Source organism: Sulfurimonas sp. (genome assembly GCF_028694895.1).
In the GTDB taxonomy this organism is placed as follows: Bacteria; Campylobacterota; Campylobacteria; order Campylobacterales; family Sulfurimonadaceae; genus Sulfurimonas.
Map to the genome: position 1 here is coordinate 1 of NZ_JAQVKA010000044.1, position 13,465 is coordinate 13,465.

The window sequence follows — 13,465 nt, forward strand, 5'->3', positions numbered from 1 at the left end:
TATCCCGAACAAGGCCTATTCTACGCTATTTGTCCTTGCTCTTGGAGCTTTTATAATTCTCATATTTGACATAATTTTAAAATATGCAAGAAACCATATACTAGAAGATTTTTCAAAAAAAATTGGCCTTTACTGGGAAGAAGAGCTGATGAGAAAGATGATTCTTGCAAATGCGCATTTTGACCATTTTACAACAGGCACAAAAGCAAATCTTTTTAAAGAGCTTCATCATGTTAGAGATTTCTTTACCATACGCTCATTGATGCAAGTGATTGACCTGCCTTTTTTCTTTATTGCTCTGCTTGTTATCTACATCATATCACCAGCTATGGCCGCTGTTCCTTTGATTTTTTCTATTTTGATTATCGGGTTTAATATTTTGATGCAGCTACCAATAGCAAAACTTGGTGCAAACAACTCGCAAAACCTTCAATCTAAAAATAATTTTATTTTTGAGTCTATTCAAGGAACAGAAGCAATCAAAGCTTCAAATGCGCTCTCAAGCAGAATGTTTTTATGGAAAAGCATTGTCGCATTTACGGATAGTATAAGTATGAGAATACAATCTTTGCATATGCTCTCTATGAACATTTCACAGTTTATGGTTCAACTCGTAGTCATTAGCGTTGTTGTTGTAGGTGTATTTGAGATAGCAGATCAAAAACTATCAATTGGTGGGCTAATTGCAATCACAATTTTAGCAAGTCGCGCGATAGTTCCTATCGTTAATCTCTCTGGAATTTTAATCAGACTCAAAGAGATTGGAGAATCTGTAAATAGAATAGATGAGTTTTTATCTATACCATCTGAAAACGCTACAACCGCTGAAGCTGGGCTTGGAAAGATTGAGGGAAAAATTGAGTTTAAAAATGTAAGTTATAAATTTCAAAACAGTAAATATAGCTCTTTAGAAAATATATCTTTTACGATTGCTGCGGGAGAAAAAGTAGGAATAATAGGCCAAACAGGCGCTGGAAAGAGCACAATCGCAAAACTTATCTTAAAAACCATTGCTCCATCTGAGGGCTCCATCTATCTTGATAACCATGAACTCTCAACCCTTCACCCAGTAGAAGTAAGAGAAAATATTGGCATCATGCTACAAGATCCATTTCTATTTAACGGCTCTATAAAAGAGAATATTGGACTTTTCAAACCAATAAGTAAATCTAAAATGATGGAAATCTTAAAAACAACAGGCTTAGAAGAGCTTATAAAAAAAGCTGGCAAAGGTGATGGTCTGCAAGTTGGAGAGCGCGGCTCAAACCTATCTGTCGGTCAAAGACACTTAGTAGCACTTGCTAGATCTTTAGTAAACAACCCTTCTATTTTGATTTTAGATGAGCCAACAACAGGCCTTGATATGGGCCTTGAGAAGAGGGTTATAGAAAAACTAAAAACAAATCTAGATGTTACTCAGACCCTTTTGATAATAACTCACAGACTAGCTGCGCTTGAGCTAGTTGATCGCCTTATTGTCATTAACGATGGAAAAATAGTAGCAGATGGTCCAAAAGAAAAAGTGTTACAAATACTTAATTCTCCTCAAAGGGGCGAAATATGAACTATATGTACACTCAAAAACAGAGTTGGAACTACAGACTTGTAACGATTCCTATCATTGCTTTTACAACTATATTTTTTATATGGTCGTACTTTGCCGAGATTGATGAGAGTGTTAAGGGGAGTGGAAAAGTTATACCATCTGGACAAACCCGCTTAATCCAACACCTAGAGGGTGGAATCATCACACATATCTTTGTAAATGAGGGTGATACTGTACAAAAAGGAGATGTTTTATTTCGTATAGAAAACCAATACTTCATCTCAGAAAAAAAAGAAAATAGCATCAAACTAATAGCTCTTAGAGCAAAATCAAACCGTATTGACGCCCTTTTAAATAATTTGGAAGCGCCACAGTTTGACAAAGAGATGATTGCAACAATCCCTCAAATAGTTCAAAACGAGAGAGAGGTTTTTCGTGAACAAAGAAGTAAATATAGCTCTCAAATATCTGTTTTAAACAGCCAACTACACCAAAAACATGCTGACCTTAAAGAGCTACAAGTTCGTTTAGAAAACCTAACACTAGAGTACAACTTAACTCTTGAGAACATGAAGATACAAGAAGAATTAGCCAATAAAAAGATAATTTCTAGAGAAAAGTTTATTCAACATCAATCTGCAAAACAAAAAATATATACACAACTTGAAGAAGCTAGATTTAAAATTCCTATTATAAATAGAGAAATAGAAGAGTGGAAAAAAAAGATAGAGGGAAAAAGTTTTGAAATTAGAACTGAACTATTTGAAGAGAGTAGCGAAATTCAAGTAGAGATTCAAAAACTTCAAGAAGCAATCAAAACATATATAGATAGAGATAAACGTATGGATGTTCTTAGCCCTACAAAGGGAATAATCAATAAACTTTATTACAACACAATTGGCGGTATAGTAAGGTCTGGAGAGACTATAGCAGAGGTCTCACCAATTGATGATGACCTTATGATTGAAGCAAAGATAAACTCTTCAGATAGAGCATATATACATCCAAAGCAAGATGTTTCTATCGAGATAACTGCATATGATTACTCAAAATATGGCCTGCTTGATGGAAAACTCATAAGTATCTCTCCAGATAGCACAACAGATGAGCTTGGAAACAACTACTACACCATAAAAGTTAGAGCAGATAATTATAGATTTGATGAGAATTCGCCAATTCTTATAGGAATGTCTGCCAATGTAAATATATTAACAGGAAAGAGAACTGTTTTATACTATCTCTTAAAACCCATAAAAAACATCAAATACAAGGCGTTAAAGGAGCATTAAATGCTAAATACTATAAAATCACGGAATTTATTTATATTGCTCAATAAGGGATGGCTATGTTTGGTTTTATAAAAACTATACAACAATTTATCAATAAGCTAAAAAGCAACAAAAGATTATGGTTTACAACTATATTTATTATTGCTACATTTGGGGTTGTATTATCAACATATTTACTTATATTTACAACTTCAAAAACATCTGACAAAGTATACGCTTCTCAAACAAGAGCTTATGAGCTTCATCTAAAAAGTTTAGAGAGTTTGATAGAGACTAAGCTACATCAAATTGCCATAGCGTTAGCGCAAAACAACAATATTATAGACTCCCTGCTCTTAAGCGATAAAACCACTCTTGAGCAGATAGAAAATGAATTTAACTCAGAGATAAAAGAAGAAGAGAGAAACTCACTTCTTATAAAAATTCACTCTGCACTAAATCAAAACGAAATACTAAGAAACAGTCTTATGTCAACCATCCAAACAAAGAACAATATCTTTGGTCCTGAGGTAATTTATAATGGTATTTTTTATGTATTTCTCCTACCAGTTATAAAAGATGAGCGAGTAATTGGGATAATTGAAGTTAGACAGAGCATATACGCATTAATGGATAGTTTTAAAAGACTACAACAAGAGCAGATATTCTTGTTAGATTCAAAAATGCTACCTCTTTTATCTATTCAAAATAGAGAAGGTATCTACTTCCAAGTTGGGAAAAATTATCTTGTAAATTCTAAGATATACAACACAACGACACTCGGTTATCTTGATAACATAGACTTACACTCACTACAACAAATTATCTCTGGCGAATACATAGTTACAAAAGATTTATATCTAAATGGCGTCGTCGTAAGAGATACAAACGGAGTTGATATTGGCCTTATTTTAATGGGTCAGAGTATTAACCAAGATGGAAGTTTTGTTGACATGTCTAAAAATATGACAAATCAAGTAGTAATGATAGCGCTTGGACTTATAGTCTCTTTGCTTCTTTTCTTGTTTTAAGGTTATGGCATGAGAAGACTAAAGATACTTAAAGTATATGCAATTTTATGGCTGTTTATTTTCTTCATTGTCTTTTACAATTATGAAACACTCTATGGATTTTTCCTCTCAACTATCACGTTTAACGTAGCAGTTATGACTGTTTTAGCTATTGGTTTGATGGTTATTGTTAAAGCATCAATTGATTTAGTGATGTTAACAGGTACTTTTGCTGTTATCAGATATAAAAAGGATGCAACACTAGATTTTTATCTTAGTGGAATAGACAAAATCTTTCCAGAAAATGTTGCAAAGATGTTTACAAAAAGAGCTTCTCACCACTATGTATATTTTACACATACAGAAGCTCATGACGTATCTGACTGGCTTCAAGAGAAGTTTATAAATCAAAAAAGCTACATCAACTTTTTTGTAAGCATGTGTTTAATGATTGGTTTACTTGGAACTTTTACTGGTCTTTTATCTGCGCTTAATGAGATGGGTGCGATAGTGCTCTCTTTAAAAGGCGATGTAAACATTGGCGAAATCATGATGCGTCTTAACGACCCTATCGTTGGTATGGCTGTTGGTTTTGGCTCATCTTTATTCGGAGTTGCAGCAGCTATCATTCTTAGCATTAAAGGTTACGTTTTAGAGAAAAATCAAGCAAACTTTATAGAAGATGTTCAAGATTGGATAAACTCCCTAATCATAGAGGGTACCTTAACTAGCGAAGATGGCGTTGTATCTGGTGGCAGTTCAATGTCTAAAATGATGGATATTTTTACAGAGAAAATGAGTGATTTTTCACAAAACATGAGCCTATCAAACAAATCCAATGAAGCCATGCTAAAAATACTCTCTCAAAGTATGGATGGCGAATCCAAATCAGCAAGAGAGATGATGGCAGCACTGGATAAGATTGCTAATGGGACGAAAGATTTAAACATAAATCAGTATCAAAGTTCAAATGCACTTATTGAGTCCATTCAAGACCTCTCAAGCGCTACAATGAATTCAAACAGAAACTTAAAGTCTATCTTAGAGTTGCAAGAAAAAAACAATCAAATCTTAGAAGAATTACTAAAAGGTTCAAGGTTAAAATAGATGGCGAAAAAGCATTTAGAACCATTTAATCCTTGGCCCGGATTTGTTGATCTCTTTGCATCAGTTATTATGGTTGTTCTAATTTTTATGCTTGTGCTCATAGTAAACATTACTTACTATGCACAGTTTAAATATAAAATCTCATACACAGGCTCTTCTTCTGTACAAGAACTCTCAAATGAGCCTATTACTACAGCAGCAAAAATTGATATGCAAAAGAAAAAAGAGTATATACTCGATGTTACCCCAAACAAGGAAGAAAAAGATTCCCAAAAAGATTTACAAGCTGTTGCTGGTATGGATTTAACAGTAAAAGACAGTAATCTTACAAGACAAGAAAATAGTATCTATGATGATTGGATGCTTATAAAATATAACAATAAAGAGATAATCCTAGACCCTCAAACAATGAAAGATGTAGATTCATTTTTAAAACAAGCAAAAATAAAATTTCCAAATCACTATATCTCTATATTTACAGCAGAGCCAAAAAATCAGGCTAGCGCCACAATATCAAAGCAAATAGCACTTGGAAGAGCCCTAAATATAAGAAATCTTATACGTTCAAGAGAGTATAAAGAGAGTGATGTTGTTGTTAGATTAAAAGACAAGATTCCAAATGCACAAACAGTTGACTATGACGCTGGATATGGAATCATCATGGTAAATACGAAAAAATGATGGTTTATGAAAATATGAAAAAAAAGATTCTACTTTTTTTACAAATTAGTTTTATAACTATTTTCTTAACTACTAAACTAAGTGCACAAGAGCCTAGCAGCGGCTATGATTTAAATGTTTTCTCAAAAGACTTAGTCGATGCTGATATATCACAACATAAACAAGATACAAATAAAGAAAATGTAAAGATTGATCTAATTGATGCTGTCTTGCAAGCTATCTCTATTAGCTACAAGATTAAAGCCTCTCGAGAGAAGATGATACAGGCTAAACATGCGTTAGATATAGCATATGGTGACTACATGCCATCAATTGATGCCACTTATACAGCTATAAGAACTCAAGAGAGACCAGGAAACTTAACTCCTGAACAAGTTTATTCAGATTCAAAATATTATAACGATGAAAAGTATGCCTTGACTCTTTCTCAAAACATATACTCTGGTGGAGAGACATACTATGATACTCAAAGATTAAAAGCACTCTACTCTGTTGCAAAAACAGACTTTGAGAGGCTTTTAGAAGATGAGATGACAAAGGCTATAATCTCTTATATTGATGTTGTCTTTATAAGAGACTCAGTGGAAGCTAGTGAAAAAAACATGGAGGCTCTTGAGACCATATTTGAGATAGTTAAAGCTAAATATGACGCTGGCGCACTATCTATTGGTGAGTTTAGCAGTATAGAGGCTAGTGTTGCAAATTCAAAATCACAACTCTCTAAAACAAACTCAAAATATAATAATGCGCTTGAGTATTTTAAGTTTATAACTGGAGAATCTTTTAAAAATACTACTCCCTATGAAAAAGTAGTAGATCTAAATGTTACACCACTAGAGAATGTTTTAGATAGTATCCCACAAAAAAATAGCTCTATTAAAAACTATAACTACTCTATTTTAAGTAAGAAATTTAATCTCAAAAAAAGTGAAGCTACCTTTAAACCTAAAGTTGACCTTGTCTTAGCTGCAGAAAAAGTATCTGATCAAGAAAATTATGAAAAGGTAGAAGATAGTTATATAGCAAAAATTCTTGTTAGCTACAACCTTTTCAATGGAAATAAAGATCAAAATCAATACCTAAAAAACTTCTCTTCAATACAAGAAACAACATTTGAAAAAGAAGCAGAGCTGCTAAAGATAAGATGGGAACTTGAAAAACTATATACCTCAATTAACTCTTTAAAAGAAAACCTAAAGAACCTTGAAGACGAGGTAGACTCTTCTGTTAAGATGGTGAACTCTTATTGGGAGAGCTTTAGAAATGGAGAGCAAGATTTACATGTGCTCCTCCAAGGACAAAGACAGCTAAATGCAGCAGAACTTGTCCTTATTCAAAGCCAACAAGATACAATAAAAGACTATTTTTCAATCAAAAAATACGCAGGAGAACTCTTAGAGTATTTTGAGATTGATACAAATGAAGTAAACTTTTTAGATATGGCAAAAGCTTCATATAGAGCGCAGTACAAGCCACAAACAAAAGAACCTTTGACGCCTAAAAAATACCCAATAACTAAAGATGATATAAATGCTACAGAGATTACTAAGATTGTAGAAATTCAAAAAAGTAGTGAAAAAGAGCTCTCACAGTTACTCTCTTTTCATGAAAAATTCCTGATTGAAAATCCTGATAAATATACAATCATTATGGATGGATTTGCTACTCCTTTACAAGCACTTGAGAAGATTTCTGAGCTTAACATCTCCAGTGAATCTTTTATATATGAGCATTTTGAAGATAAAAAGATAAAAACAAAAATAGCATTTGGTATCTTTAATCTTAGCGAAGATGCAAACACTACGTTAAATGAAAAGCTCTCAAAAGAGACAAATGATAGGGTAAAAATATCAAAAGTTAAAAAAGTACAAGATGAGTTTAAAGAGTTCTCTGCTCTATCATTTGTCGATGCAAAAGATATACCAAAAGCTGCTATTGTAAAAAAAGAGAAGAAAGTCATTGAAGTGCCTTTTGAGACGGACCCTGCCTTTAAAGATAAGTTTTTAAATGCTCCTAAAGAGTTCTTTACTATAAACATAACGACAACCTCCTCTATAGATTCGGCGGCGAAACTTCTAAAAGATGAAGATATAGTACATGAGAGTTTTGTCTTTAAGTTTGGCAAAAATGGGGAGTGGTATAAACTTATGTACGGTGTTTATCCAACCTATGCAGAGGCTAAGAGTGCTCTAGATTCTCTAAAAAAACTAAGTGAGCTCTATCTACCTGTCATAGAGAAGATATCTCAAAAGCAAGAGTTATATAAGAGGTTTAATAAAAAATGAAAAAGCTTCTATTTTTCATCCCTCTTATAGCTTTATCTATTTTTCTTAGCACCTATTTTTACTACTCCTCTTTAGTAGATGAAGCTGAAGTTAAAAAAGAGTTATCCATAGAAGATATGAAAAAAGAACTTTTGGCATCTGCAAGCCAGAGTGTCGCATCAAACAATCTTGTTTTATTTGAGAAAATAGTTAAAAATCTTCAAAATAGAACATCCTTACAAAACGTAAATATCAAGCTAAAAAAATACTTTTTTAGTGATGAACTACTTTTAAAGAGTGTTGCTTCTATTGATGAGTCTTGGAACATACTTGAAATCTCAATAGACGCTATGCAAGGCACGATTGCGTATATGCCAGATGGAAGATACGAGATTTTAACAAATGATAAAAATAGTGTGCCTGCAAATATAGCCATTAAATTTGAAGTAGAGAAAAACTCCATAATTAAAGAGTTTTTATATATCTATGAGACTCAAAAAGAGATCAAAACAGATAAAAGTAGGGCAGAACTTAAAAGCTTAAGCTATGAAGAGAATGATTTTACTCTTACATTTGAGTACGGAGATATTAGTATAAACAAAGAAGATATTGCAGATAAAACGCGCTTATTTTTGTTAAATATTTTATTTATTACTATCTCTGTTTTTATTTTATTTGTTTTGATTTACAACTATCTAATCCGTCCTAAATTTAGAAAAACAATTGAGTCTTTAAATGAGTATATAAAAAACATACTTGATGGAAGAGTGATAAAAGAGATATCAATCCCAAAAGAGTTCTCAAATGAGTTTGAGTTGTTAAATCAAAACATCCAAAATCTCTCCAAGAAGAACTTTAGCTTATCTAGCGAGCTCTCCATTAGTAAAGATATTATTTATCAAAAAGAAAAAACTGATGAACTAACAGGATTGCCAAATAAAAAGTCTTTTGAGAATGATATTAAATATATGTTTATTGCAAATAAAAACGGCTTTATTATCCAGTTAAAAATAGACAAAATAGGCGAATTTACAAACAACCACGGGCCAGAACTAGTAGATTCTTTAATCGAAGAGTTTTCATATCTTATAAAAAACTTCCTTGATACAAACCCAAAATATGATGGCACAATTTACCGCTTTTTTGGTGCTGAGTTTGCTATGATAGTTTATGATGTTACTTCACAAGAGATAGAAGATATGCTTATAGAAATCATAGAGATTACTAAAAAACTAAGCTATAAATACTACTTTTTTGAAAATGAAATATACTATGGTGCAACACCCTTTGACAACTATGGCACAATAGAATCAATCCTTCAAAGTGCAAAAGATACATATGAGAATGCCATCAAAGAAAAATCAAAACACTACTACATAGCTGATGAGAAAAATCAACAAGAGTTAAATAAAAAGCTAGAACAGAGCGTAAAAGAGATTATTGCACGCAGAGATTTTGTTTTGCAGTATATATATGATACTTATGATTTCAACTCATCGCCAAAGTTGCTGATGCAAGAAGTCTCTGCGCTTATAGTTGATAGTTTAACTCTTGAGTGTATCCCTAGCCGCAAATTTTTATCTGTTGCAAAAAAGCTTGGGTACATAATGGATTTTGATAAGGCTCTTATAGAAAAAGTACTCTTTGAGATAGAGCTTGGCAAGTTCACACATAAGATATGTATAGCGCTCTCTTCTACATCGCTCTCAAACCAACTATTTTTATCTTGGCTAGAGGAGTTCTTAAAGACAACTCCTTATAGAAAAAACCTTATCTTTGTAGCTCCTAGTTATAGCGTAGCTAGCAACTATGATAAGTTTGTCTCTTTTTGTACTTTTCTTAGAAATAATGAGCTTGAATTTATGATAAAACAGTATCATATATCTGATTTGGAGCTACAAAAACTTTTAAAATTATCTCCTAGTTATCTAAGACTAGAGAGAGCTTATTGTCAAGATTTTAAAAGAGATAGTTCAAAACAACATATCGTAAAACAGATACTTCTCTTTTGCGATGAAAATGGTATAAAAGTTCTTGGAGACTCTCTTAAGAATGAGCAAGATTACTTAGCATTTGAGATGCTTGGATTTTATGGAACAAGCAGATAAGGAGCTTTTATGAAAAAACATCTATATCTTTTACTACTTTGTCTCTTTTTAAATATATCACTATTTTCTAACGATGATTTAAATGTATCTATAAAAACATATCAAAACATAGATGAGCAAAAAATTTTTAACATTATAAAAAAGATATATAAAGATGATTCGAAGGATTACATCATAGATACTTCATGGGATAAGCTTCATATCATGGAGCGCTCTACAAATATCTTTTTAACTATTGGTATGCAAGTTGATAACATTATTTTATCAGTTCTTCCAACAAAAGATAAAAACACGACTAAGTTGAGCTTAGAGATTTTTTCAATGATAGAAGATGAAAAAAATCTAGTTTCACCAGATTCACAAGCCCATGAGATTTTTTGGAACCGTATTGAGTATGCTCTTGGTTTAGGTGAAGAGTGGATATATTGTGATAAAAATCTTAACTCTATTTTACATATTGCATATCCATACTGTGATATAAAAAAAGATGAACTTGTACCATGATACAAAAATGCGCACTTATACTTCTTCTTCTATTTTCCTCTTTAAGTGCAGATGATACATCAACTCCAAAATTTAGCTCATATCTGCAAAAGGCAAATAAAGGTGATATAAATGCCATGTACAATCTTGGCTTTTGTTATTTTTATGGGTTAGATACAAAACAAGATTATAAAAATGCTTTTTCATGGTATAAAAAGGCTTCTGAGGCAGGTCAAAGCGAAGCTACAAACAACATCGGTTATATGTATGAAAATGGATTTGGTTTAAAAAAAGACAAAACCTTGGCTCTAAAGTATTATAAAAAAGCAGCAGATAGTGGGCTTGTTATAGCAAAGCTTAACCTTGGGCTTTTTTATGAAAAAGATCCAACTGCGCAAAATATGAGAGAGGCTTTTTATTGGTACAAAGAGGCTGCTGAGGGTGGCAATAAAATAGCGCAAAACAACCTTGCAAAACTCTACTACAATGGACTTGGTACTTCTAGTGATTATCAAAGAGCTTTTTATTGGTTTCAAGAAGCTGCATGGCAAGAAGATGCCCTAGCCCAATACAACCTTGCAATGATGTACTTCTCATCTGAATATGTATCTTACGATAGAGATAAGATACTTTTTTGGTTAGAAAAAGCTGCGCAAAATGGAAGCATGCATGCCCAATCAAAACTTGGAGATTTTTATGCTCAAGGAGAGGTTGCTCAAAAGAATTTAAAAACTGCTTTTGATTACTACATGAGAGCCGCCGCTCAAAACTATCCAAAAGCAATATTTCAAGTCGGAGTGTTTTACTTTTATGGACATGGAGTAACAAAAGATATCTTAAAAGCCAAAGAGTGGATTTTAAAAGCTGCGAAAATGGACTACGAAGATGCTATCTTGTTTCAAAAACGCAATAACATCTAATCTTATATAACTACTTGTAGTTGTAAATCAGTAACACCGTGGTTAGCATCCAAATCTATCGTATAATTTGCCGCACTATCAATACTTAAAGCTCCATCTACACTTTTTTGAAGCCAACTAAAACCTGCATCACTGCTATAGTAGTAATCGCTGTTGTTTATGGAGAACTCTAAACTACCTGTAGAACTCCAGCTATTAATTGTAGTTTCACTAATACTCACATTTGAGAAACCAGATAAATTTAACACTTCAAAATTACTAAAATTACCACTTAGAGTTTCTGTACCGCTTCCTGATATACTAAGTGTATCAACTCCTGCTCCGCCATCAACAGTAAAGTTATTTATATTTGAAAAGTCTAAAGTAACTATATCATTTCCACCAAGGGTATTAACATTTGCCGCCTCATCGCCACTTAAAGTGATATTATCAGCAGCACTGCTTAAGTTCAAGTTCTCAAAGTCATTAAGCTTACTAAAATCCAAATCTCCATTAATAGCAGTTGCGCCAAATGAGATAGTATCGCCACCACTACTCCCACCATCTATAGAAGTAAATTTAGCTACCCAGTTATCAAAGCTTGTTTTATCTGCAAATGTAACAGTATCATCACCACTGAAAAAATTAAGGTTTTCAATACCACTTACATTAAAATTCGTACTTGCAATTGTTCCACTTGATGTAAAATTAAGCGTATCCGTTCCACTTGTATCTGTTATAACGTCACTAGCATTTAGATTTGCGATAGCTATATTTATCGTGTCATCCCCTGCTCCAAGGTTTACTGTATCATTTCCACCACTTAGATTTAAAGTGTCATTTGTACTTGTCCCTGTGATAGTTTCATTTCCAGTTGAGTCATTTATAGTGAGCGCTCCAGTTAGACTATTTGTAACATTAGCCAAGTTTAGAGTCTCTCCTGCTGCTAAAGTGATGATTAAAGAACCAGCTCCAGCTAGAGTGATAGTTCCTGTTGTTTCACCGATTAATAAATCATTCATCTGTGTTGCTGTAATAGTTCCCGTATTTGTAATTGTTACAGCTTCATTTCCAAGTCCACTTATTCCTGCTGAATTATAGATAGTATTTAAATCGCTTAATAATCCTGATACAGTAGTTACACTTGAAGCATTAACAATGCCTGTTGTTACTAAGTCTAAATTTTTCAAATCAATAGCAGTGATTGTTACATCACTTATTGTTACTGCTTCATTTCCAAGTCCAGTAATGGTTCCTGCTGTATTTGCTGCGTAAGAAGCTTTTATATCTGCGGCTGTTCCACTAAGAGTTGTGATATTTGCTGCATTGACTGCAACTGCTGTTTTACCATCAATCGCATTCAAATCAGCCGCCGATGTTGATACAGCTGCTCCTAATGTAATAGTAATCATATCTGTAGCTTCTGTGCTTAGTCCTACTAAAGTTGTAGCCGCTGTATCACTTGCTGTTGCTGTAACTATTCCTGTTGCGCTATCAGCGTTGATTGTGTTTATATCAGCTACTGATGTACTTCCACTCACCTTTACCGCTAAGCTATGATCTGTAACTGTTGTTATTCCAGCTGAAGCTAAAGCTATCTTTATATCTGCTGCATTTCCTGTGAGTTCAGTGATTGCAGTTGCGTTAAGTGCTATTGAAGTTTTATTATCAAGAGCGTTAAGATTAACGGCACTTGCTGTTGCTCCATTTACTGTTAGTGTCAATTTATCAGCTGGATTACCATTTGTTAATGCAGCATTTAAATTAGCTGCCGTATCTGCTGTTAATGTTGCTGTAACTACTCCAGTTGTTTTTATAAGTATTGCATTTACACTTGAGGCACTTAATGTATCGCTAATATTAACAGTAGCTGTTGATGCAACTACAAGTGAGCTAGCTGTTACGAGTGCTGCTGTAACTTCTGATGCTGTTCCTGTGATATTAATAGCATTAGTTACTGTAACTGCTCCAGTTGTTGTTGCACCTATTGCACTTAAATCTGATGCATTTATATTTGTAGCAGCTGCATCATTGAGCGTTGCTGTAAATGTCCCTGATAAGTTTATCGCATCGCCACTTGTTCCAAGCGCATCTATTAC

Annotated in this window: 10 protein-coding genes; 9 read left to right on the top strand and 1 reads right to left on the bottom strand. The window is 33.2% G+C overall.

Annotated features, from left to right (window positions below; translation table 11 throughout):
• The 9 genes from PHI38_RS06440 to PHI38_RS06480 form a co-directional block, all read left to right on the top strand.
• Positions 1-1,564, top strand: a 1,564-nt coding sequence (locus PHI38_RS06440) for an ATP-binding cassette domain-containing protein (protein WP_299854048.1), incomplete at its 5' end; no start/stop codon positions are given.
• Positions 1,561-2,835: an HlyD family type I secretion periplasmic adaptor subunit gene (locus PHI38_RS06445; RefSeq protein ID WP_299854051.1), complete on the top strand. Its 1,275-nt coding sequence runs from the start codon at positions 1,561-1,563 to the stop codon at positions 2,833-2,835. The genes PHI38_RS06440 and PHI38_RS06445, both read left to right, overlap by 4 nt.
• Before the next feature lie 56 nt (positions 2,836-2,891).
• On the top strand, positions 2,892-3,845 hold the full coding sequence (locus PHI38_RS06450; protein ID WP_299854053.1) for a hypothetical protein: 954 nt from the start codon (positions 2,892-2,894) through the stop codon (positions 3,843-3,845).
• A gap of 9 nt (positions 3,846-3,854) precedes the next feature.
• Complete coding sequence (locus PHI38_RS06455; protein WP_299854055.1) at positions 3,855-4,931, top strand: MotA/TolQ/ExbB proton channel family protein; 1,077 nt, start codon at positions 3,855-3,857, stop codon at positions 4,929-4,931.
• The gene (locus tag PHI38_RS06460) at positions 4,932-5,612 is read left to right on the top strand and encodes a hypothetical protein (RefSeq protein WP_299854057.1); all 681 of its coding nucleotides are present in this window, start codon (positions 4,932-4,934) and stop codon (positions 5,610-5,612) included.
• Between the two features lie 14 nt (positions 5,613-5,626).
• On the top strand, positions 5,627-7,897 hold the full coding sequence (locus PHI38_RS06465; protein WP_299854059.1) for a TolC family protein: 2,271 nt from the start codon (positions 5,627-5,629) through the stop codon (positions 7,895-7,897).
• Complete coding sequence (locus PHI38_RS06470; RefSeq protein WP_299854061.1) at positions 7,894-9,984, top strand: EAL domain-containing protein; 2,091 nt, start codon at positions 7,894-7,896, stop codon at positions 9,982-9,984. The genes PHI38_RS06465 and PHI38_RS06470 overlap by 4 nt, the downstream gene beginning before the upstream one ends.
• Before the next feature lie 9 nt (positions 9,985-9,993).
• Positions 9,994-10,488, top strand: coding sequence for a hypothetical protein (locus PHI38_RS06475; protein ID WP_299854063.1), 495 nt, complete (start codon positions 9,994-9,996; stop codon positions 10,486-10,488).
• The gene (locus PHI38_RS06480) at positions 10,485-11,387 is read left to right on the top strand and encodes a tetratricopeptide repeat protein (protein WP_299854066.1); all 903 of its coding nucleotides are present in this window, start codon (positions 10,485-10,487) and stop codon (positions 11,385-11,387) included. Before PHI38_RS06475 ends, PHI38_RS06480 begins: the two co-directional genes overlap by 4 nt.
• A 2-nt stretch (positions 11,388-11,389) precedes the next feature.
• Here PHI38_RS06480 and PHI38_RS06485 read toward each other — a convergent pair.
• Positions 11,390-13,465 (bottom strand): hypothetical protein (locus PHI38_RS06485; RefSeq protein ID WP_299854069.1); only part of this gene is annotated, 2,076 nt, incomplete at its 5' end.